This window comes from Arachnia sp. (assembly GCF_057238465.1).
Window position 1 is genome coordinate 52,787 of the sequence record NZ_DBHHFZ010000011.1, and the last position, 21,496, is coordinate 74,282.

At 64.8% G+C, this 21,496-nt stretch carries 17 protein-coding genes, 1 tRNA gene and 4 pseudogenes; 19 read left to right on the forward strand and 3 right to left on the reverse strand.

Features of this window, described 5'->3' with window-relative positions:
* The first annotated feature begins 37 nt into the window (after nucleotides 1–37).
* The 6 genes from ACO6D6_RS11945 (at nucleotide 38) to ACO6D6_RS11970 (ending at nucleotide 5,310) form a co-directional block, all read left to right on the forward strand.
* Entirely contained in the window at nucleotides 38–805 is a 768-nt protein-coding gene (locus ACO6D6_RS11945; RefSeq protein WP_484785476.1) for a hypothetical protein, read from the forward strand.
* Between the two features lie 47 nt (nucleotides 806–852).
* A tRNA-Ala gene (locus ACO6D6_RS11950) sits at nucleotides 853–928 on the forward strand.
* Between the two features lie 28 nt (nucleotides 929–956).
* On the forward strand, nucleotides 957–1,304 hold the full coding sequence (locus ACO6D6_RS11955; protein WP_484785477.1) for a hypothetical protein: 348 nt from the start codon (nucleotides 957–959) through the stop codon (nucleotides 1,302–1,304).
* A 192-nt stretch (nucleotides 1,305–1,496) separates the two neighbouring features.
* A complete protein-coding gene (locus ACO6D6_RS11960; protein ID WP_484785478.1) occupies nucleotides 1,497–2,297 on the forward strand; it encodes a transposase in 801 nt (266 codons plus the stop codon).
* Nucleotides 2,298–2,340: 43 nt separating this feature from the next.
* Entirely contained in the window at nucleotides 2,341–2,553 is a 213-nt protein-coding gene (locus ACO6D6_RS11965; RefSeq protein WP_484785479.1) for a hypothetical protein, read from the forward strand.
* 480 nt (nucleotides 2,554–3,033) lie between these two features.
* The gene (locus ACO6D6_RS11970; protein WP_484785480.1) at nucleotides 3,034–5,310 is read left to right on the forward strand and encodes a 3-keto-alpha-glucoside-1,2-lyase-like domain-containing protein; all 2,277 of its coding nucleotides are present in this window, start codon (nucleotides 3,034–3,036) and stop codon (nucleotides 5,308–5,310) included.
* A 257-nt stretch (nucleotides 5,311–5,567) separates the two neighbouring features.
* Here the strand turns inward: ACO6D6_RS11970 and ACO6D6_RS11975 are convergent, their stop codons facing one another.
* Entirely contained in the window at nucleotides 5,568–6,587 is a 1,020-nt protein-coding gene (locus tag ACO6D6_RS11975; protein ID WP_484785481.1) for a LacI family DNA-binding transcriptional regulator, read from the reverse strand.
* A 105-nt stretch (nucleotides 6,588–6,692) separates the two neighbouring features.
* On the opposite strand from ACO6D6_RS11975, the gene ACO6D6_RS11980 reads away from it, so the two are divergent.
* The 12 genes and pseudogenes from ACO6D6_RS11980 (at nucleotide 6,693) to ACO6D6_RS12035 (ending at nucleotide 17,436) form a co-directional block, all read left to right on the forward strand.
* Nucleotides 6,693–8,048 carry an ABC transporter substrate-binding protein gene (locus ACO6D6_RS11980; protein WP_484785482.1) on the forward strand — a complete coding sequence of 452 codons (1,356 nt, stop codon included), beginning with the start codon at nucleotides 6,693–6,695 and terminating at the stop codon, nucleotides 8,046–8,048.
* Nucleotides 8,049–8,086: 38 nt separating this feature from the next.
* Nucleotides 8,087–9,004 (forward strand): carbohydrate ABC transporter permease, encoded by a 918-nt coding sequence (locus tag ACO6D6_RS11985; protein ID WP_484785483.1) that lies wholly within the window; start codon nucleotides 8,087–8,089, stop codon nucleotides 9,002–9,004.
* Between the two features lie 3 nt (nucleotides 9,005–9,007).
* On the forward strand, nucleotides 9,008–9,898 hold the full coding sequence (locus ACO6D6_RS11990) for a carbohydrate ABC transporter permease (protein ID WP_484785484.1): 891 nt from the start codon (nucleotides 9,008–9,010) through the stop codon (nucleotides 9,896–9,898).
* 31 nt (nucleotides 9,899–9,929) lie between these two features.
* Nucleotides 9,930–12,062 (forward strand): glycoside hydrolase family 2 protein, encoded by a 2,133-nt coding sequence (locus tag ACO6D6_RS11995; protein ID WP_484785485.1) that lies wholly within the window; start codon nucleotides 9,930–9,932, stop codon nucleotides 12,060–12,062.
* A 184-nt stretch (nucleotides 12,063–12,246) separates the two neighbouring features.
* Nucleotides 12,247–12,666, forward strand: a pseudogene (locus tag ACO6D6_RS12000) (galactokinase family protein); the annotation flags it as partial.
* A gap of 639 nt (nucleotides 12,667–13,305) precedes the next feature.
* A pseudogene (locus tag ACO6D6_RS12005) lies at nucleotides 13,306–14,685 on the forward strand (UTP--glucose-1-phosphate uridylyltransferase).
* A 50-nt stretch (nucleotides 14,686–14,735) separates the two neighbouring features.
* Nucleotides 14,736–15,023 (forward strand): annotated as a pseudogene (locus ACO6D6_RS12010) (NAD-dependent epimerase/dehydratase family protein); the annotation flags it as partial.
* Nucleotides 15,024–15,147: 124 nt separating this feature from the next.
* Nucleotides 15,148–15,414: pseudogene (locus ACO6D6_RS12015) on the forward strand (NAD-dependent epimerase/dehydratase family protein); the annotation flags it as partial.
* 596 nt (nucleotides 15,415–16,010) lie between these two features.
* Nucleotides 16,011–16,325, forward strand: a complete 315-nt coding sequence (locus ACO6D6_RS12020) for a transposase (RefSeq protein WP_484785486.1) — start codon at nucleotides 16,011–16,013, stop codon at nucleotides 16,323–16,325.
* A gap of 67 nt (nucleotides 16,326–16,392) precedes the next feature.
* Nucleotides 16,393–16,599: a transposase gene (locus tag ACO6D6_RS12025; protein WP_484785487.1), complete on the forward strand. Its 207-nt coding sequence runs from the start codon at nucleotides 16,393–16,395 to the stop codon at nucleotides 16,597–16,599.
* Between the two features lie 10 nt (nucleotides 16,600–16,609).
* Nucleotides 16,610–16,852, forward strand: coding sequence for a hypothetical protein (locus tag ACO6D6_RS12030; protein WP_484785531.1), 243 nt, complete (start codon nucleotides 16,610–16,612; stop codon nucleotides 16,850–16,852).
* A gap of 11 nt (nucleotides 16,853–16,863) precedes the next feature.
* Nucleotides 16,864–17,436: a transposase gene (locus ACO6D6_RS12035; RefSeq protein WP_484785532.1), complete on the forward strand. Its 573-nt coding sequence runs from the start codon at nucleotides 16,864–16,866 to the stop codon at nucleotides 17,434–17,436.
* Here the strand turns inward: ACO6D6_RS12035 and ACO6D6_RS12040 are convergent.
* Nucleotides 17,328–17,639 carry a helix-turn-helix domain-containing protein gene (locus tag ACO6D6_RS12040; RefSeq protein WP_484785488.1) on the reverse strand — a complete coding sequence of 104 codons (312 nt, stop codon included), beginning with the start codon at nucleotides 17,637–17,639 and terminating at the stop codon, nucleotides 17,328–17,330. The genes ACO6D6_RS12035 and ACO6D6_RS12040 overlap by 109 nt on opposite strands.
* A gap of 312 nt (nucleotides 17,640–17,951) precedes the next feature.
* On the opposite strand from ACO6D6_RS12040, the gene ACO6D6_RS12045 reads away from it, so the two are divergent.
* Nucleotides 17,952–18,410 carry a hypothetical protein gene (locus ACO6D6_RS12045; protein ID WP_484785489.1) on the forward strand — a complete coding sequence of 153 codons (459 nt, stop codon included), beginning with the start codon at nucleotides 17,952–17,954 and terminating at the stop codon, nucleotides 18,408–18,410.
* 360 nt (nucleotides 18,411–18,770) lie between these two features.
* On the opposite strand, the gene ACO6D6_RS12050 is transcribed toward ACO6D6_RS12045, so the two are convergent.
* Nucleotides 18,771–21,260 (reverse strand): calcium-binding protein, encoded by a 2,490-nt coding sequence (locus ACO6D6_RS12050; protein WP_484785490.1) that lies wholly within the window; start codon nucleotides 21,258–21,260, stop codon nucleotides 18,771–18,773.
* Nucleotides 21,261–21,496: the final 236 nt, after the last annotated feature.

Here is a 21,496-nt window from a genome sequence, read left to right on the forward strand (position 1 = left end):
GGAGGCGAACTACGCCGGTGTTGTTTAACGTGTGATCGTGCTCGCAGGAATTGTCATCAGTGTGTTGGTCTTGGCCGTCCTGGCCTTCGGCCTGCCCTGGCTGTCGGTGCACAGGGACGACATCGACGCCCTCGACGGGGAACCGGCGGAACGTTTCTCCGGTTCCATGCGGATCCTGCGCGAGAACACCATCACCGACTACGACGAGGACGAGACTCCCGTCGAGGTCTCCACGCCCCTGACTCGCAGGGCCGAGCTCACTGAACTGCGTCTGATGGCGCGTGCGGCGGCCATGCGGCGGCGCCGCATGGTCACGGTGCTCGGGGTGATGACCCTGCTGTGCTTGGGCCTCAGCGTCTTCAACGTCGTGCCCGGCTGGGCAGTAGCGATCCCCGTCGTCGCGCTGGTGGCGTTCCTGGTCTCCGCCCGGGCCGGTGTGAAGCAGATGCACCGCCGTTTCGACGAGAAGGCCGCCCAGGTCAGGGCGGGCTACACCGAAGGCGAGTCCACCTCGATGATGAAAGCCGTCGAGGAGGAGGAAACCTCCCACGAGTTCTCCGTCGACCTGACCGCACCCGAGACGACCGGCCCGCTGTGGGATCCGATCCCCGTGATCGCCCCCACCTACGTCTCGAAGCCGCTCGTGCCGCGGACCGTCCGCACCATCGACCTGTCGGCCCCCGTCACCAACACGGTCATCATCCCCACCGCCGACCGCCTGGACGGGCCGAAGCCGCGACGGGCCGCCCCGGCCGACTGGTACATGGAGGAGGAGAGCCACTGGCCCCGGGCCGCGGGGCAGTGACGATTTGCCACACTGCCGGACGCTGGTGCTACCATCGTCCGGTACTCGGGGCTATGGCGCAGCTGGTAGCGCGTCTCGTTCGCAATGAGAAGGTCAGGGGTTCGAATCCCCTTAGCTCCACCACAAGCGACTTACACGAAACATCACCCACGTGAATGTGGGTGTCGCCCTCCGGGAGATCCTCCTGGAGGGTTTTTGGGTTGTCGGGGAGCTGGGTGGCGGCGGTGCGGGTGGTGATGTCGATGCTGCTGCGGGTAGTGGTTGCGGCGACAGGACTGATGGTGCCGGTGCGGGTGGCCGCTTGATTGAAATGGGCGTTATTGCGGATGGCTGCTTGATCGGGGTGAGCGCTGCTGCTGACGTGGGTGCCGTTGTTGCCTTGGCCGCCATGTCCGTTCCGGCTTCTACCCTCGTTGCTGTCATTTCTCCGGCTGTCGTCATTGCCTTGGTCGCTGCTGCCATTCCAGCGGGCGGATTCGCTGCGTCTGTTCTTTCCTGAGTCTGTGAGTCCGGCGTCGTGTCGCAGGGTTGGGTTGGTGAGTTGGTCGAAGGGTGGTCGGGGTGTGGGGTGGATGGGCCGTTGTGGGGTGCCGGATGGGGTGTTTTGTCGCGCGTCAGACTATGTGGCAGGGGTGGTTAGTTGCTGATGCAATGCCCTGGCTGAAAGGTCTGAGTTATTTTGAGTCGTCCTGTGACGATCCCTGTGGAGAAGAAGCTCCGCATCGTGTTGTCCGTGCTGAAAGGTGAGATCTCGATTGCTGAGGCAGCTCGTCGGGAGAAGGTTTCCGAGCAGGTGATCGGGAACTGGAAACGGCAGTTCCTTGAAGGCGGCAGAGCCGGGATTGAGGCGGGTAAGTCCAAGCCCACGTCCCGGGAGCAGCAGCTTGAGGCCGAGGTCGCTGAGTTGACTCAGGTGTTGGGTGAGGCTGCGGTTGAGATCCGGGTGTGGAATGAAGAGCACGGAGGGTCGCCTGGGCCCTTCCAGGACCTCGAAGTGATCCGTGTGGAGGCGGGCATGTCCACCGCGAGGTTCTGCCGAGTGATCGACATGCCCGAACGCACCTGGCGCAGGTGGCAGGCCAAAGCGAAGCGGGCTGAGCCGCCGAAGGGCCGGTGGCCGCAGCCGGTCAGACAAGCCGCTCGGACCTTGGTCACCAAGCATGCGTTGGCCAAGCCGGAGTGGGGTCACCGGAAGATCTGGGCGATGACCCGTCACGATGGTCACAAGGTCTCCCAGGCGGCCGTGCTGCGGCTGCTGCGAGACGACCACCTGATCCTGCCCTCGGAATACACCAAGAAGCGTCGAGAGCTCGCCAAGGACCGCAAAGCTGTGTTCGCGAAGCCCCCGACCGGCCCGAACCGGGTGTGGCAGCTGGATCTTGCCCGAGTTCGAGACCACCTCGGGTGGGATTTGGCGGATCGCGGGGTGCCGGGACTGGTACTCAAAATACGAGCACCCTTGGCATATCTCGCCGACTGCGAACCAGCATGACGCGATCACGGCAATCGAGCTCGCCCTGACCGACCACGAGCGCATGTTCGGGCATCCGCTCGTCAATACCTGCCCCGTCAACGAGGACACCGGCGAGCTGCCACCGGTGCTGACGAGCGTGACCGACAACGGCGGCCCGTTCCGGTCGCTGAACTTCGAACTGTTCATCATGCGCCACCCCGAGCTCCGGCATTTCCGCACGCCAGTGAGATCGCCGGGACAGAACGGGTCACGCGAACGCGGGTTCGGACACTGAAATACGAGCGCCTGTTCCTCGACGACATCCCCGACGCCTTCACACTCGTCGAGCGAGTCGAGGACTACCGCATCGAATACAACACCGTGCGCCCTCACGAAGCCATCGCTTGGAACCGGCCCCTCGAAGTCCACCTCGGCCGCGCCAGCGCGACCATCCCCACCTTCAAACAAGAAGAAACCCTGCCAACTACCTGACGCGGGACAATCGTCAACTCCATGATCGATCATGCCCAGACGCGGAGCCCCCTCACGTGAGGCAACGAAGCACACAGCATCCGGAGAAACCACGTGAAGCAACAAACCCGCCCAGGCGAAGGTTCTAGACGAGTCAACTCGCGGTATTGACGGCACTGCCTGAGTGGCTGTAACGTGTTGCTCACGTTGGCAAAAGGTGCGGTGCCGCATCGGCTGTCTTCGTTGTCGGCATCGCGACAACGAAAGGTGGATCGTGTTACGTGCATCAGTGCGCGGAGCGGTTGTGACCGCTCTGCTTGCCGCAACGCTTGTCGCTGTACCAGCACCTGTTGCTTCGGCTGTGGCCGATGGCAATGTGCTTTTCTCTCCGAATCTGGTGGCCTACCCCAATGGTGATGCGAGCTACCCGCGGCTGATCCGCGTCGTCAACGACAACAGTGTGAACGACACGTTGCTGGCGACATTCGCAAAGCGGTTCCAGGGTTCTCCGACGGTGTTGCCGATCTACCGCAGCACCAACGGCGGAACCAGCTGGTCGCAGGTGTCGACCCTGGCGTCCCACACCTCGGGTTGGGACCTGGAAGCGCCCGTGCTGTACGAGGTTCCGCACACCGCCGGCGGGCTGACTGCAGGCGACATCCTTGCGGCTGGCACGGCGTGGAAGCTCGGCGACTACACCACGCAGAAGGTAGAGGTGTTTCGAAGCACCGACCGCGGCTCGACGTGGACCTGGCTGTCGAACTGCGTGACGACCTCTAGCGAGCCGAACACGATCGGGCACGGGATCTGGGAGCCATGGTTCTTGCAGACGCCGTCCGGCACCCTGGCGTGCTTCATCAGCGACGAGCGGCCGTCGAATGGCTCGACCAACAACCAGATCATCGGCCATTTCACTTCCACAAACGGCGGCCAGACGTGGACGTCGACGATCACGCCTGATGTGGCGTTCCCGTCTGACAACCTTGCCCGGCCGGGCATGCAGACGATCGCGGCGTTGCCAAACGACACGTTTCTGATGAGCTATGAGATGTGCCGGGACGCGACCGACGCCGACCATGCCTGCCAGGTCTACTTCAAGACGAGTCCCGATGGGCTGAACTGGGGCATGGCGAGCAATCCGGGCACGTTGGTGCAGACCGCGGACGGTCGGCAGTTGCTCCACACTCCGTACATCACCTGGACCTCTGCGGGCGGGCCGAACGGGACAGTGCTGTTGTCTGGCCAGCGGGTCGGCACCGGCACGACCGGGAACTATACGGTGCAGGGCGAGTCTGGCAAGGTCGTCTTTGCCAACACGAACCTCGGCGTCGGTGCCTGGCACGAACTGACGGCGCCGATCAGCGTGGACCCGACCGGTGGCTACAACCCCGGCGAGCCGTCCTGCCCGGGCTACTCCTCGCCTATTCTGCCCAGCCCGGATGGCCAGGAGTTGCTGTACCTGGCCGGTACGTGGATCGCTGGCGCAGGCAACCAGTGCGAGATCCGGATCGGTAGGGCCAGTCTCGGTGACGTCAACCCGGTGCCGGATCTGTCGTCGAGTGCGAAGGCCGGTTTCGCCGAGTACGGTGGGACGTGGACGAAGGGTTCGGGGACGCTCGCCCAGACCGCGAGTATCGCCGGCGCGAAGGCGCTATTCGGGTCGACGGCGTGGGCGGACTACGTGTTCGAGGCCGATGTCCGGCTCACCTCCGAGGGCCAGGCGGGGCTTCTCGTCCGGGTCACCGACCCCGACGTGGGTTCGGATGCGCACTCCGGGTACTACATCGGGATCGAGTCGGCCTCGGACGAGTTGGTGTTCGGCCGCCAGAACAGCAACTGGACCTCGCTGGCCACCACCCCAGTGACCGGCGGGGTGTCCACCGGTGTCTGGTACCACCTGAAGATCGCCGTCGAGGGCTGCGCCTTCCAGATTACTGTCCAGCCGGACGACCTGTCGTCGTCGGCGACCGTGATCAGTCAGACGGTATCGGGCTGCCAGACGGCCGGCATGGCGGGCTTCCGTGCACACTTCACCAGCGCCTCCTGGCGGGATGTGTCGGTGACCCCGAACAGGTTCGCCGAGTACGGCGGAACCTGGCAGTCGGCGGCGGGCTTGGTGTCCCAGACCGCGAGCGACGTGGCCGGCCCCAAGGCGATGCTCGGGGCCGCGTCCTGGACGGACTACACCATTGCCGCCGACGTGCGGCTTGAGTCCACCGGCCAGGCGGGCCTGCTGGTCCGCACCACGACCCCGGCGGTTGGCGCTGACGCCCACTCCGGCTACTACATCGGCCTTGAGGAGGCGTCCGACCAACTCGTTCTCGGCCGGCAGAACAACAACTGGACGGGCATCGCGTCCGTGCCGGTGACCGGGGGCGTGACGACCGGCGCCTGGTACCACCTCCGGGTCTCGGTCAAGGGGTGCACGTTCCAGGTGACCGCCCAACCCGGCGACCTGTCGACCGGCCCGACCACTCTGTCGCAGACGGTGGCGGGCTGCCAGGCGGCGGGAGCGCCAGGGCTGCGGTCGCACTACACGGCAGCGAGTTGGCGCAACATCGCCATCTCCGCGGCGCCGTAGCAGCAGAACCCGGGGCGGCGATCCTGCCGCCGCCCCGGGTGATCGCAACTCGATGAGGTGATATCCGGGCCGAGGCAGATGTTGTCGCGGGCACATCCTCTTCCCATGATTCCAGGGACCGACTACAGTCAATCCAGGTCTATGGCGGACACCCGACAATCCGGTAAGCACGATCTTGGTCCGCGTCGCTCTCTCAATGGTAGGTGGTCGTACAGGCTCGTGCCCCGGTTGTGTCGTTCTGGCTGGTAGCTGCGGCCTCAGGCGGTTTTGCCGGTGGTGCTTTCACGGGGGATGACGGTGTGGCGGGCGACGACTTCTTCGGCGGGGGTGTCAGGGTTGTCGATACGGGCGGTGATGTGGCTGACGGCTTCGTGGGCGATGTGTCGGGTGTCGAGTGACACGGTGCTGAGGGAGGGCAGGGAGTAGCGGCCTTCTTCGATGTTGTCGATGCCGATGATGGCGATGTCATCAGGGACGCGGAGTCCGAGGTCGTGGGCCGCGCGAAGGGCTCCCATGGCGAGCGGGTCGGAGTAGCAGAAGATGGCGTCGGGGGAGCGGTCGGCGGCGAGCAGGGCCCTGGTGGCATGGTAGCCGTCCGCGCGTCGATAGTGGGTGGCGGGCTGGACGAGGGCTGGGTCGGGGGTGATGCCGACTTCCCGGAGTGCTATCTCGTAGCCGATGGTGCGTTGCCGAGGCGTGGTGAAGGTCTCATTGGGTTGTGGGCCTATGGCAGCGATGCGGGTACGTCCCAGATCGAGCAGGTGACGCGTGGCGTCGTGGGCTGCCTGGATGTTGTCGATGGCGACGTGATCGTAGCGGCCGTCGAACTCGTGCTCGCCTAGCAGGACGAGTGGCATCGAAGTCCGGCCGTTCATCTGGTCGAGCTCGGCCCTGGTGACCAGGGGGCAGAACAGGATCCCGTCGAACAGCATCCCGCGATCTGTGCTTGTCAGCAGTTCGCGCTCCCGTTCCTGATTGTGTCCGGTGTGATCGATCATCACCCGGTAGCCGACCGCCGCGGCGGCGTCGATCACATGGCGCGCGAGTTCGGAGAAATAGGGCACGTCGATTTCGGGAACGATGAGGGCGAGGACGCCGGTGCGTCCGGTGCGGAGCGTCTGTGCAACTGGGTTGGGCCGGTAGCCGAGTTCCTCAATGGATGCGTGGACGCGTTGGCGGGTGTTCTCGCTCACATGTTTGTAGCCGCTGAGGACGTTAGTCACCGTTCGAAGTGACACTCCGGCGTGGGCGGCGACGTCCCTCAGCGTTGCCGGCATGGTGACCTCCCCGTTCTTCAACCCAGGCCCACTATAGCGTTGCCAACGTGCGCAAGACTGCGGTAGTGTGTTGCGCACGTTGGCAAACATGTACGAAGGAGTGCCATGAACAAGCCACGCCGAATTGCTGGTGCCGTGGGCGCCGCCGCTCTGGTCGTCTCTGTGATCGTCTCTGGCTGCGTCGGCCCTGTTGCGGGACAAGGCGGCGGGGACCCGTCCAGCCGCCTGCAGGCGTCGACCGAGACTTCCCCGTCCGGCGAGATCACGATCTGGGACCGGAAGGGAGACCTTTTCGAGGTGTTCGACGCCGCGATCGCGGCTTTCAACAAGAAGTACCCGAACATCGTCGTGCATCACGAGGCGGTGGATATCGCGTCCAAGCTGCAGAACACCCTCATCACCGGCACTGATGTCCCCGACGGGGTGTTCCTCGACGACCAGTTGGTCGCCGGGTATGCCGACCACCTGTGGGACCTGACCGATGTGCTGTCGCCCTATGTGAAGGACATCGCCAAGCAGAAGGTCGACGTGAACTCGCTCAAGGGCGGGATCTACGGGGTGCCGTTCGATCTGAACCCGGGCCTGCTGTTCTACAACGAGACCGCGCTGACCGCGGCGGGCGTCGATGCCACGAAGATCCAGACCTACGACGAACTGCTCGCGGCGGCACGCGCGTACAAGACTGCTGTTCCCGACTCAGGCCCGATCCACTTGGAGAAGGCGGCCTTCCTCGGGCAGTTGCAGCTGGAAATGTACGCCAGCCAGCTCGGCACGAGCATTGCCGACGCGGATGGCAAGCTCAGGCTGGACTCCGACCAGTACCGGCAGATTCTCGGTTTCCTCGACACCGTGTCGAAGGAAGGTTTGGGAACCCGCGCCGAGTACCTGGATCCGACCGACGTCGAGACCCTCGACTCGGGCAAGCAGGTGTTCTACCCGTGGGCGATCTGGTTCGACTTTGCGCCCCAGCAGCTGCTGAAGGAAACCTCGGGAGACTGGCGGGCGATGCCGCTGCCGGCGTGGACTTCCGGCGGGCCGCGAAGCGGAGCGATGGGCGGATCGTCGTTCATCCTCCCCAAACAGGGCAAGAACTCACAACTCGCCTGGCTGTTCTACTCGTTCCTGATGTTCGACGAGGCCGGCTACACCGCCGTGTACGGCCCGAACACGGTCTATCCCCATGGGTTGAACACGTCGATACCGGCGTACCTGCCCGCGGCCGACCCCGCCAAGCCGCTGTTCCAGCCGGACCCGTCGCTGGGCAACCAGGACCTGTGGAAGGTGGCGACCGAGGCCGGCGCGCAGATTCCCGGCAGCGTCCCGACGCCCTCGTGGTGGTCCGGTGCGGTCGACTACCTCGGCAACAACGTCCAGAAGATGCTCGACGGCACGATGACCCCCGACCAGGTCATCTCGCAGTCGACCACGGATATCCAGACCAACCTCATCGACCGGCAGTAGCCCGGTCGAGCACTCCAGGTGAGACACCGATGACCGCGATGAACGTGACAGACCCCCCGCGCGCGCAGACCCGGCCGCAACACGGAGCAGCGGGGCTTCCGCTGCGCCGACGCCTCGCCCCGTACGTCTTCGTGCTGCCGTTCATCGTGGTCTTCGGTGCCTTCAGCGTCTACCCGATGCTGTTCACCCTCCAGCTCTCCTTCACCAACTGGCACGGCTCCGGCACGCCGAGATGGGTCGGCTGGGACAACTACGCCTATCTGCTCACCAATCCGGGCTTCTGGTCTTCCATGGGCAACTCCGCGACCCTGTGGTTGCTCATTGTGCCGGCACAGATCGTGCTCGGACTGTTCGTCGCGGTGCTGCTCGACAACGCGAAGACCCGTTTGAAGGGGTTCTACCGGACGGCGTTCATCGTCCCGTTCGTCACCCCATTGGTCGCGGTGGCGCAGATCTGGGTCGTGCTGTTCGACCAGAACTACGGTGCCGTGAACAGCCTGCTCAACCTCTTCGGGCTCCCCGAAGTCGGCTGGTTGACGACCAGCGAGTGGGCCAAACCGACACTCGCCCTGCTGTTCTTGTGGAAGACAACGGGCTTCATCGTCATCATCCTGCTGTCGGGGCTACAGGCTATCGATGCCACCATCTACGAGGCCGCCGCCATCGACGGCGCCTCCCCACGACGCCAGTTCTGGAGCATCACCGTCCCCCTCGTGCGGCGCACCATGATGTTCGCCGTCGTCCTGCAAACGCTGGCAGTCTTCCAGATGTTCGCCGAACCGTTCGTCGTCACCCAGGGAGGCCCCTACTCCTCGACCACGACAGCCGGCTACTACCTCTACAACCACATCACCCGAGGCGACTTGGGAACCGGGGCCGCAAACTCCTTCCTACTCGTCATCTTCGTGATGGCCCTGTCGCTGCTGTTCGTCCGCCTACTGCGAGCGAAGGACTAGCCTATGATAACGACAACCGCCCCCCACGCCGTCCCGGTGGCACGCACCCGGCGAGCATACCCGCAGATCGGCACCCAGGCATTCCTGCTCGTGTTGACCCTCGCGTTCCTGTCCCCAGTGGCCTGGGCGCTGCTGTCCGCCTTCAAACCCGCCGCCGATATCATCCGCTACCCGCTCGCCATCGACCCCACCGGGTTCACCCTCGCCAACTACGCAGAGATGCTGCACGACGTCCCGATCGCCCAAGGCTTCCTCAACACAGCCATCGTGCTTCTCGTCAAGGGCGCGATGACCCTGTTCTTCGCCCCGCTCGCCGCGTTCGGCTTCGCTAAGTACAGCTTCCCCGCCAAGAACCTCTTGTTCGGCGCGGTCCTGATCACCCTCATGCTGCCCACTCTGGTCCTGATCATCCCGCTGTTGCTGGAGATGAAGCAGCTCGGCTGGGTCAACACCTACCAGGCGCTCATCCTCCCTGGCTCGATCGATGCCTTCGCCATCTTCTGGATGCGACAGGTCATCGCCGCCGTCCCCGACGAACTCCTCGGCGCCGCCCGCGTCGACGGCTGCGGCGAGTTCGGCGTCTTCTGGCGGATCGTCGTCCCCGTGATCCGGCCTGGTCTCGCCGGTCTCGCCGTCCTCACGACAATGAACATCTACAACGACTTCGTCTGGCCCGTCGTCGCCGCCAACTCCGAACGCATGGCGACCCTCCAGGTGATGCTCTCCACCCTGTCCCAGCAGATCACCGGCAACAAGATCGGTGCCGACTACGCCACCGTCACCGGCGAGCTGCTCGCCGCCAGCTCCGTCGCACTCATCCCGCTCCTGATCATCTTCATCTCGCTCCAGAAGCACTTCATCAACGGCATCCTCGCCGGCAGCGTCAAGGGCTGAACGCCCCCATCCCAAGAAAGGCACACTCTCCATGTCCGTGCTCGTCCCCAAAGCGGCACCCACCCTGCCCGAGGCCACTTCCCGAGGACTCTCCCCGACGGCCCACGAGACGCCGGGCATCCCCAGGCCGGAGTACCCACGGCCCGACCGGGACAGGTCCCAGAGGTGGATCAACCTGAATGGGCAATGGGACTTTCAAAGCGACCATGCGACCCCGGAGCTGATCACGGTCCCGTTCGCCTGGGAGACACCCGCATCGGGGATCGGACGGACCTGGCTAGAACACGGACGGTACGAACGACTGATCGACGCGCCGGCCGAATGGGCGGACGCGCGCATCGTCCTTTGCTTCGGCGCCGTCCACCACCACGCCGTCGTCTCGCTGGACGGCGAACCGCTCGGCGAACACACCGGTGGCTACACACCCTTCGAGTTCGACCTCACGGAACGCCTCATGCCGGGCATGAGTGCCCGGCTCACCGTCGACGTCGACGCGCCCGCCGACAAACGGACGATCCCGCACGGCAAACAGCGCTCCATCCCACGAGACGACTACGACGGCGTCTCCTTCACCCCGACCTCCGGCATCTGGCAGACCGTCTGGCTCGAAGCCCGCGGACGCACCTACCCGTCCACCATCACCGTCTCCGGCGACTCACTGGACGCCATCGAACTGACCGGCCGGGTCGCAGGCGACCACATCAGCGGCGTGACCGTCCACGCCCGCGTGATCGAAGGCTCTCATGAACGCGAGGAGACGACCCTCATCACCGACGACCAGGGATCCTTCGAAGGGCGCCTGACGATCACCTACCCTCGGCTCTGGTCACCTGCCGACCCACACCTGTACCGCATCGAACTGACCACCGGCACCGACGACCACCCCGACCGCTTCATCATCACTACCGGGCTCCGCCGCATCGAAACAGCTGACGACCAGATCCGGCTCAACGGCGAACGGCTCTACATCCGGGGCGTGCTCGACCAGGGCTACTGGCCCGACACCGGCCTCACCGCACCAGACGACGCCGCCCTCGTCCGCGACCTCGAACTCGCCCGCTCCCTCGGCTACAACCTCGTCCGCAAACACATCAAGCTCGAAGAACCGCGCTGGCTCCACCATGCCGACCGCACGGGCATCCTCGTCTGGGCGGAACCTCCGGGCCCGAGCAGATACACACCGGAAGCTGCGGCCGCCTTCGAGGCTCAACTCGCCCCCATGGTCGAACGCGACGGCGCACACCCCGCCATCATCATTTGGGGCCTCTACAACGAAGAATGGGGACTCGACTGGGACATCCCCGGCAGCCACGAACGGGCTGCTGCCGCCCAGCGCGCCTACGACACGCTCCACGCACTCGATGCGTCCCGGCCCATCGTGGAAAACTCCGGCTGGGCACATGTCCGCACCGATCTCGTCGACTGGCATTACTACGACGACAGCCCTGCCACCTGGGCCGCCAATCTCAACGCGCTCGCAGCCGGAGAACGCGAGGACTTCCCCGTGAAACTCGGCCCCGACTTCACCGTCGACAAACCCCTCTACGGCTCACCAGACCACCCGCGCCACGGCATCCCCATCCTCAACAGCGAATACGGGGCAGGCTTCACCAGCCTCGAACGCGCCTGGTACCTCCGCTGGCAAACTCAGGAACTCAGACGCCACGACCGATTCGTCGGCTACGTCTACACCGAACTCGCCGACGTCGAACACGAAATGGCAGGCCTCGTCAACATCCACCGCCGGCCCAAGGACCGCGGCGGACTAAACCCTGCCGACATCAACGCCGTTACCACCATCATCATCGACCTCGTCCCAGGAGCCGCCGGTGCTGACATTCCGGTCCCGACCGAACCTTTCGAACTCGCCGTCCGCGTCTCCCACCACGGCGATGAGCCGCTACAAGGGAACGTGACAGCAGCTTGGACGCACAGCGGTCGGCCCTTCCCCGACACGACTCCAAACCCCGATGCCGAGACCACCAAGCTCATCGTTCAGCCTTGGCGCACGAGCGACCCCGTGAGCCTCACCGTCCCGCCACCGAGCAAGCCCGCCAGACTCCTGATCTGGTTCACCACCAGCAATGGCGAGATCGCCGCCCGCACTTACCTCGACGCAGCCCCCATCGAACCACCCAACCGCCGTGGCGCACGCACGGCCTGACCGGACCGGTGTGGCGCGCGCCCAACAGCCAACGTGACGCGCGCCACACCCTGCAGCTCAAGGCAAGCTGCGGCTTCCGTGTCTCTCGCACCAGCGACTGCCAGACACAGCAACTCCCTTCTCAGGAAGATAAGGACGGTATGGACAACGCAGCGGTCGTCGACGCCTTCACCGCCATCGTGGGATGGCCGCCGTCCGGGGTGTGGGTGAAGCGCCGGGGCGGGTCAACCTGATCGGTGAGCACACCGACTACAACGGCGGTTTCGTGCTGCCGTTCGCGATCCCGCAGGCAGCGTGGCTGGCCGCCGCGCCGCGTGCGGACGGTCGCTGGCGCTTCTTGTCGCTCGACCTGGACTCCACCGTCAAGTCGGGCGAGGTGGTGCCGGGCGAGCATGGCTGGCAGGCATACCTGGCCGGTGTCGTCTGGGCGCTGCGACAGGCGGGCCACCAGGTGGGCGGGGCCGACCTGGTGCTCTCGTCCAGCGTCCTGGCGGGCGCGGGCCTGTCGAGTTCGGTCGCGATCAAGTGCGTGGTGATGGCGGCGCTGTGCGACCTGTGCGGCCTCGACATCAAGTCGATGGACCGCGCCCGGCCGTGCCAGGTGGCGGAGAACTCTTACGTCGGGGCTTCCACCGGGTTGATGGACCAGGCCGCGTCCACGCTGTGCACGCAGGGTCATGCCCTGTTCCTCGACTGCCGCAGTCTTGAGGTGGCGCAGATGCCGCTGGACGTGGCAGCCGCCGGGCCGGAGATCCTGGTCGTCGGCACGAAGACACCGCCCGCGAACATGGACGGCAAGTACGCGGCGCGGCGGGCGTTGTGGGTGGCCGCCTGCGCCGAGCTGGGCATCGGCCTGCTGCGCGAGGTGATCGGCCCGGCCGCCGCGTTGACCAGGCTCCCCGAGTTCGAGGGCCGGCACGTGCGCCATGTCGTGACCGAGAACGCGCGTGTCCAGGGCACTGTTGCCGCCCTGTCGGTCGGCGACTTCGCCGAGGTGGGACGGCTGATGACCGCTTCGCACGCGTCGATGCGCGACGACTACGAGATCACGGCGCCGAACGTGGACTTGGCCGTGGAGACCATGCTTGCCGACGCCGAGGCCGCCGCTGTTGCCCGGGCTGGTTACCTAGCGCCAGCTGGTTTCACCGCCCGTCGGAGGGCGTCCGCCACGCCCAGCGACACCGACAAGATTTCGAAGCCCGAAGGCGAGTTGGACCACCAACAGCGAGGAGTAACCGTACCGATGAGTGAGCGTGGGCTGTTCCTGAGCACGGAGACAATGCGGTCGGCCGAGTCGATCCCGTAGCCATCGACGTGTTCGCGCACTACTACCGGCAGGCGGAATCGGGCGAGGCCGGGATCATTCCCGAGGTCGGCATCGAACCGCTGCTCGACCATCCCCAGCTCGACGGGATCGAGATCAGCGAAGCCGATGTCGGCGCGGCCTTCTCCCAGACAGTCATCATCAAGCTGAACGGCAGCCTCGGGACCTCCATGGGCCTCGACCAGGCCAAATTCCTGCTCACCGTGCGAAACGGGAAGAACTTCCTCGACCTGATCGTCGTCCAGGTGCTGCACGCCAGGCAGGCCAACGGGGTGCGGCTGCCACTGCTGTTCAGGAACAGCTTCCGCACCCGCGATGACACCCTGCCCTACCTGGAGCGCTATCCCGAGTTGGCGGTGGACGGCCTCCCGCTGGACTTCCTGCAGAGCGTCGAGCCGAAGATCAGGCGGGACGACCTCACTCCCGTCGAGTGGCCCGCCGACCCCAGCCTGGAATGGTGCCCTCCAGGCCACGGCGACGTCTATCCCGCGCGGTGGGGTTCGGGGGTGCTGGACGCGCTCCTGGACGCCGGCTTCCGCTATGTCGGCATCGCCAACGGCGACAACCTCGGCGCAGCTCCGAACTCCGTCTTGGCGGGGTGGTTCGCCGGAACCGGCGCACTCTGCGCCGCCGAGGTGTGCCTGCGCACGGTGAACGACCGCAAGGGCGGGCATCTGGCGATCCGCAAGGCGGACGGGCAGTTGATCCTGCGGGACACCGCGCAGACCGCGCCGGAGGAGACGGTCTATTTCACCGACGAGTTCCAGAACCCGTATTTCCATGCAAACAACCTCTGGCTGGACCTCCGGCAGGTGCGCGACACCTTGGTGGAGCGCGGCGGGGTGCTCGGCCTGCCCCTGATCCGCAACCTCAAGACCGTCGACCCGGCTGCCCCTCCTCGCCGGAGGTGATCCAACTGGAGTGCGCGATGGGGTGGCCATCGAGGTCTTCCCCGGCGCCCGGGCGATCGCCGTCGGCAAGGATCGCTTCCTGCCGGTGAAGACGACCAGTGAGCTGCTGCGGCGTTCGGACGTCTTCGAGCTGGGCGAGGACGCCAGGCTGCGGGCGACCTCCGAGATCCCGGGCATCGACCTAGATAGCCGCTACTACAAGCTGGTCGACGATTTCGAGGCCCGCGTGCCGACCTCACCCTCCCTCAGAGGTGCCCGCGCGTTTGCTGTCCGCGGCGACTGGCAGATCGGCATGAACGTGATCGTGGTCGGCGATGTGGTACTCGGCCCCGAAGGCGGCCAAATCCCCGACGGCACGATCCTCAATGGCTCGACACCGAACCTGTAGGCGACCAAGGCCATGAGCAGCCCAACACAGCAACGACCAAGGAGGCCTTCATGCGGTGGCTCGTGACCGGAGGCGCCGGCTACATCGGCGCGCACACCGTCCGCGCCCTGTCAGGTGCGGGTTTCGCGCCGGTCGAACTGGGCGACTTTTCCAGCGGCCACGCCCGGTTCATCCCCGTCGGCGTCCCCCTGATCGTCGGGTCGGTCGTCGACCAGATCCTCGCCGAACAGGTGCTCCACGACCACCGGGTAGAGGGCATCGTCCACCTCGCTAGGTTCAAGTACGCCGGGGTGTCCGTGACGCGTCCGCTGCACACCTACACCTAGAACGTCACCGGCACCGTGAACCTGCTCGAAGCCGCAACCACATGCCGCGTGCGCCGGTTCGTGTTCTCCTCCAGCGTCGGCGTGTACGGCGCCCCCCGCCACCGACACCGTCACCGAGCAAACCCCGACCGTCCCCGAGTCGCCCTACGGCGAGTCCAAACTCGTCTCCGAATGGATCCTGCACGAACTCGCCCGCGCCCAGCCAGGGTTCCGGGGCGTGTCCCTGCGCTACTTCAACGTCGTCGGATCAGCCGACCCCGACGTGCCCGGCAGCAGCTCCCGCAACCTGTTCCCGCTGATCATCGACCGGCTTCAAGCGGGCGAGGAGCCGCAGATCTTCGGAGACGACTACCCGACCCCCGATGGCATCTGCGTCCGCGACTGTGAACCGCCCCGGGTTTAGTGGAGAGCCAGTTCTCCCGGGTTTGTCCGATGGACGGTGTGTGGGGTCGGGTGGTTTTCGGTGAGTGGTTCTTTTGATCTGTTTGGTGAAGGTGGGTTCGGATACGTGTTCAGCGTAGGCTTTGCATCTCATCATCTAGCGTGTTCGGCCTGCGCCGGTGGGGTCAAGCGAGTGTGTCACTAGGTATAGGCACTTGATCGGCGTGGCCTTGTTCGGGAAGTGCCCGCGTGCCCGGGACGGTCCTGCGGTAGCCGGTGTTGACGGATTCGATCGGGTTGGTTGTGCTGCTCGCCCGGCGGATCTCGGGCGTCGTAGTTCAGGAACGGCACGATACTGCGCCCAGGAGGTCCGCCAGAGCTGCACGATCGCCGGATACCGCTCACCCCACTCGGCGGGGAACTCGGCGTACCCGTCCTGCGCTGCCTGCTCGGACGGGGGCCGTGTACACGGGCTTGAGAGACTTCCCGATCGTGTCGCGGTGCTGCCGGGCGGTGTACCGGAAGGTGTTGCCGAACCGGGTGCACGATGCACTGGGGCGTGTCAGATGGTTTGTGTAAGCGGGGTGGTCTTGTCTCGAAGGAGAACAGATTGTGACTATGACGAAGGCGAATCTGGATCGTGAGGAGGGGTGCTGGAGGCAGAAGGAGATCGCCGATCAGCTCAAGGTTTCGGGCGCGTTGGATGAGATCTTTGCGAAGATCGATGCCGGCGAGGCCCTCACGGGCGGGCAGGGTCTGATCGGTGGGATGCTCAAGGCTGCGCTGGAGCGTGGTTTGGAGGCGGAGTTGACCGAGCGCGTCGGCTACGAGCGCGGCGCTGTGGAAGCGTCGCTGTATGAGAACTCCCGCAACGGTATGTCCCCCAAGACCGTCGCGACCGAGATCGGTGACGTGGAGTTGGCGATCCCGTGAGACCGGAACGGCACGTTCACGCCGATGCTGGTGCCCAAGGGTCAGCGGCGCCTGGACGGGCGATGGCATGATCATCTCGCTCTATGCCGGCGGCATGACGCTGCGTGATATCCAGCACCATCTCGCCTCCACGATCGGCACCGAGATCAGCCACGAGACGATCTCGAAGATCGTCGACCAGATCGGCGAGGAGATCCTGATCTGGCAGCAGCGGCCGCTGGAAGCGGCTCTACCCGGTGATCTTCCTCGACGCGATCGTCGTCAAGGTCCGTGACGGCGGGCACGTGCGCAACAAGGCCGCCCATCTCGCCATCGGCATCGACATGGAGGGCATCAAGCACGTGCTGGGCATCTGGGTGCGGCGAACCAGGGCACGAGGTTCTGGGCGGCCGTTTGCGCCGAGCTCGCCAACCGCGGCGTGCCGGGGATGTACTGATCGTCTGCTGCGATGGCCTGACAGGCTTCCCCGAAGCGGTCGAGACAGGCCTGGCCGGAAGCGACCGTGCAAACCTGCGTGGTCCACCTGATCCGCGCCGCGATGCGGTTCGTCTCCCACCCCCGACCGCAAGGCCGTCACCGCCGCGCTGAAGCCGATCTATCAGGCCGCGAACGCCGAGACAGCGCCTGCCGAGCTCGCCGCCTTCGAGGCGACCGAGCTGGGCAGGCGCTACCCCTTCGACCAGCAAGGCATTCCGTGACGCGCGGGGAGCGGTTCACGCCCTTCCTCGCGTTCCCGCCCGAACTGCGGCGTGTGATCTATACGACCAACTCGATCGAGTCGCTCAACCACCAGCTGCGGAAGGTGACCCAGGAACCGCGGCCACTTCCCCAACGATCACGCGGTCGTCAAGCTGCTCTGGCTGGCGATCTGCGACATCGAAGACAAATCGAGCGCGCGACCGGGCGAAAGAGCGAGGTCTGCGCACCGAGCAACGCAAAGCACCCGGACGCCTCGTCGAGGGCCAGGCCACGACGAACTGGAAACAAGCACTGCAACAGCTCTCACTGGTCTACCCCGACCGCATCAACCCCCACCTCTGACCACCATGACCGCGAACGCTTACACAAAGAACTTGACAGGCTCCCAGCCTCCAGACCGTGTTCCAGGTAGCGGCCCCGCCACAGATTCACCGTCGGTCGAGACACCCCCACCAACTCAGAGATCAACGCATTCGCGACTCCCTGAGAGGCCAGCAACACGATCCTCGCCCGCTGCGCTGCCCCTGCTGTTGTGGCACTCGAACGCACCACCTTCTCAAGTATCGCTTGGTCACCGTCACGAAGCGGCAGGGTCGGGGCTGGTTTGTTCGCCATGCTCCACTACCCCACCAAACCATAAAACTATTTAAACGCCACGCCACTAGAGGACAGGGCCAGCAAAGGGCAGGAGTCTTTGGGATCCATCCTCAGGAAAGCGAACAAAATAGCCCTGACATACGGACGCCCATGCCTGCCTAATCCGGTTCGTTCCTAGGTTGACAAGATCTATGGCTTGGTAGACTCGATCGGAGACACAACCGAGCTGGGTATCGCAACCTTCCTCACGCAGAACGGCATCCCGACAGATGTGGCCATCGAAATCGCGCGGTGGTTCGTGACGTTCGTCTGAACGAGAGGAACCAGAACATGAGCTCAAAGGATCAGCCCGTCACCTTCTGGGGTGCTGTCATCATGTTCTGGCTCCTCGTCGCTGTCAGCGCCGTTGCCGCCGTACCGATGGCGGTGGGTGTGGTGGGCGTCGCCCTCATCCCGGGTGTCGGTGAGCTGCGGAGCCACGATCCGTGGCTCTGGCTCAACCTCCTGTGGATGTTTCCTGCTTTCTGGGTCATCACCACGGTCATCAATGCGTTCCTGACGGCTCTTCTCGTCATCGGGATTTTCCGGAGAATCGGCGACGTCTTCGAGGACCTCCTCATATGGCTCTCGGTCGCGTGGCTGTTCACAACATTCTTCCAGAGTCTCCTCGCTGCGCTGACGGCCAGCCTGATCGCTCTCATCTTCATGAAATTCCTGCTCGACTGGTTGGAGAAACACCCTCCGAGAGAAAAAGCGGCACGAGAAGTCGCCGAGGAAAACGGTTCGTGACGGTCCGAACCCCGGAAGGGATGTTCCATGCGACCCAGTGCGCCTTGGAACCGAACAGGAGTCGGGTCAGGTCCTCAAACGTCACCGCCGGAGTGCGGGTGTTCGGGTCGAGGCCGTCGAGGCGCAGCCCGGGGAAGAATTCCTGCCCCTCCCGGTGAAGTCGGTTCGGAAACATCCATTGGAATTGATGCAATCCGACCTCACGGTGAGTGTTGCGTAGTCGTCGGAGACGCCCATGCCCTCTCCGGAAAGCTCCCAATGGTTGATTCCGCAAATCTTGTTCCGTGGCCACGTGAAAGGTCGGGTGGCCTGCCGCGGCAGACCACCCGACCACGGATCCGCAGACCCCGGGGTTGGGGATCAGGCGAAGTCGTTGACGGTGAGCTGGACTCCCTGCGGCAACGTTGCGAATGCGACCGGGGCGAACAAAGTGCCCGAACCGTCGGCGTCGAAGAACAACGTCTCCCCCTGCTGATACACCCGCGTGGTGGTGGTGACCGTGCCGGTGGTGAACCAGCTGCCGTTCAGTCCGCCGAAGGTGGCCACGGGCAGGTTGATCCTGTCCTGTCCCGTGGTGAAATCCGTGATCTTGTCGACGTCGCCGTTCAGCTGGCCGTCCAGGACGAACTTGTCATTCCCCGCGCCACCGGTGAGGGTGTCCTCTCCCTGACCACCTGCCAGGGTGTCATCGCCGTCGGCACCGTCAATGACGTTGTCCGCGGAGTTGCCGTGCATCGTGTTTGACAGCTCGTTGCCCGTGGCCTGCAGCGGTTCGCTGCCCAGCATCCGGAGATTCTCCACCCCCGACGGCAGGGTCGAGTCGACGGCGGTGTTGAGGGTGTCGTTGCCCCCGGCGTCGGTCACGGTGTCGTCGGGGGAGTCGACGACGAGGTTGGTGTCCTTGTCATCGCCCTGCTGTGTGGTGACCTGGGAGTGATGGGTGCCGATCGTCCGGTCGGTGTAGGTGACGCGTGCCGTGCCGACGCCTTCGAGGCTGCCCTCGTGCTGGACCAAGGGCTTGTCAACCGGGTACCCGGTACCCGCCAGCTGGTTCCCGGACAGGTTCAGGCCCGTGCTGTTGCCGATGAGACGCTCGTTGCCGTCCGAGGCCCCGGCGACGTCATTGTTCTTGACCGCCAAACCCTTGGAGACGTCAGCAGCCACGTAGAACGGGGTCCCGGTGGTGAACATCACATTGTCGGTGATCGTGGTTCCCGTGAGATCCCCTCGCCCTCCGGCGTAGTCCACCTCGATGGAGGTTCCCGGGTAACCCGGGTGGGTTCCCATGTACGAGTACGGGTTCCCGTTCCCCTCGCCGGAGAACGAGGATTTCTTGTCCCAGATTGATTCCACCGCGACGACCGACCTGTTGGCCTGCCCCGAGAGGACGTTTCCGGTGAAGGTGTTGTTGTTCGAGTAGGGACCGACGTACATCATCCAATTGGGCTGTTTCGGGGCGTCGTCAATCTCCCCGGGATCGTCTTCCTTGACAACCTGTGTCGCCTTGTCCTCGAAGACCTCGATGGTGTTGTCCTGGAAGGTGTTGTCATGGCTGCCCTGGTAGGCCTGAAGCAGCCCCTGCCCCATGGAGATGCCGGTGACGATCGTGTTGCGCCGGATCGTGTTGTTGTGAGACCCGTATGCCAGGTGAATGGACGAGGAGACGCTGTAGTTGAAGTGGTTGTCCTCCACCGTGTTCCCGTAGGAGCTGTCCTGCATGGACAGGTTGCGGGTGTTCATGGTTGAGAAGTTGTTGCTCACGACGCTGCAACCGACCCCGGAGAATTCGAGGCCGTAGTACCCGCCCGTGATGCGGTTCCCGGAGACGGTGACCCTGGTTGCCGTGTGGCTGAGTTTCGACACCTCGCCGGTTGTCACGAATTGGTCGTAGACCGGCTTGGAGCTCTCCGAGAGACCGGAGTAGACACCGATCGCAACCACCCCTTCAGTGCGTTGGAGTTCAGGCGCCACCGCGACCTGGTTGTTCTCGATGCGGATGTTGTCAACATCGCCTTCGCGTCCCAGCACCGCGATGCCGCGATACCTGGAATTGGCGATGGTCAGACCACTGATGGTCACATCGCTGATGTTCTCCTCGCTTTTTGCGAAGACCAGCACCCCACGGGTGTGGGGGTCGGAACCCGTCATGTCGATCGTGGTATTGGTCAGGGTTGTTCCGCTGGAGCCGGGTGCGATCCGGAGAACATTCTTCGGATCATCGCTGGTCCCGCCCTTGAGCGCGGTTGTGATGGTCGCACCCGCGCCGTCGAAATACGTCATCCCCTTCGGAAGCACGAGCTCGCCGGAGACGGTGTAGCTCTGCGACGGGCTCAGCCGGACACCGACGCCACGTTGCCCGGCCAGTTCCAGGGCGGCCTTGAGGGTGGACGTCGCATCGGCGGGAATGTCCTGCGCCAACAGAGGAATGAAACCTTCTTTTCCGCCGTCCTTGATCTCCTCGAACGTGGTGGCGTAGGTCGTTCCCTTGATGGCCACCTCACCGTCCCCGGTGCCCTTCGCGTAGGTGAGTGAGGTGATGCCGTCGGTCAGGATGAAACCTGTCGAGTCCTTCGGGAGCTGCTTCCGCGCCTCGGCCAAGGAGTGGAACTCCGGTAGGCCGGAAGCCGGGCGGGTGGCTGTCGTCGTGGGTGCGGACGGGATGTTCCCGGCCGAGGCCGAGTGGGGCGAGGTCGGAACAGACCCGGGACAGAGGGAATCCTCCGCCGACTGTGTCGTCGCGGAGGAGTCGGAGGGACTCAGCGCTTCCCGTACCGAGGGGGAGGCGCAGCCCGTGAGCACGACGAGGGAGCAGACCAGCGTGGTCAGCAGCGGTCGCGATGGTGATTTCATGAGAAGGCTCCAGTTTTGTGCGGTGCTCCACTGCGGAAGCGTTGACTGGGGTGCCGAGCACAAGGATAGTCACAAGGCGGGGCGCAGGGGAAGACTAGCTGAAGAGCTGCCGCGGAATCAGGGCGGGGTGGGGATCGGCCAGATCTGGAGGGTGCGCCCGCCGGCCCTGCTCCGGTGAAATCGTCACTGCGCATCGCTGCGCCTCAAACAGCGGAGCGTTGTGCGCTTCGCGGGAA

What these genes read in the sequence shown, in the direction of transcription:
- ACO6D6_RS11965 (WP_484785479.1), top strand. Translation starts at nt 2,341, where the DNA reads ATGTTCGGGCATCCGCTCGTCAATACCTGCCCCGTCAACGAGGACACC.
- ACO6D6_RS11990 (WP_484785484.1), top strand. Translation starts at nt 9,008, where the DNA reads ATGATAACGACAACCGCCCCCCACGCCGTCCCGGTGGCACGCACCCGG.
- ACO6D6_RS12045 (WP_484785489.1), top strand. Translation starts at nt 17,952, where the DNA reads ATGAGCTCAAAGGATCAGCCCGTCACCTTCTGGGGTGCTGTCATCATG.
- ACO6D6_RS12020 (WP_484785486.1), top strand. Translation starts at nt 16,011, where the DNA reads ATGACGAAGGCGAATCTGGATCGTGAGGAGGGGTGCTGGAGGCAGAAG.
- ACO6D6_RS11975 (WP_484785481.1), bottom strand. Translation starts at nt 6,587, where the DNA reads ATGCCGGCAACGCTGAGGGACGTCGCCGCCCACGCCGGAGTGTCACTT.
- ACO6D6_RS11980 (WP_484785482.1), top strand. Translation starts at nt 6,693, where the DNA reads ATGAACAAGCCACGCCGAATTGCTGGTGCCGTGGGCGCCGCCGCTCTG.
- ACO6D6_RS12035 (WP_484785532.1), top strand. Translation starts at nt 16,864, where the DNA reads ATGCGGTTCGTCTCCCACCCCCGACCGCAAGGCCGTCACCGCCGCGCT.
- ACO6D6_RS11985 (WP_484785483.1), top strand. Translation starts at nt 8,087, where the DNA reads ATGAACGTGACAGACCCCCCGCGCGCGCAGACCCGGCCGCAACACGGA.
- ACO6D6_RS12040 (WP_484785488.1), bottom strand. Translation starts at nt 17,639, where the DNA reads ATGGCGAACAAACCAGCCCCGACCCTGCCGCTTCGTGACGGTGACCAA.
- ACO6D6_RS11995 (WP_484785485.1), top strand. Translation starts at nt 9,930, where the DNA reads ATGTCCGTGCTCGTCCCCAAAGCGGCACCCACCCTGCCCGAGGCCACT.
- ACO6D6_RS12025 (WP_484785487.1), top strand. Translation starts at nt 16,393, where the DNA reads ATGATCATCTCGCTCTATGCCGGCGGCATGACGCTGCGTGATATCCAG.
- ACO6D6_RS12050 (WP_484785490.1), bottom strand. Translation starts at nt 21,260, where the DNA reads ATGAAATCACCATCGCGACCGCTGCTGACCACGCTGGTCTGCTCCCTC.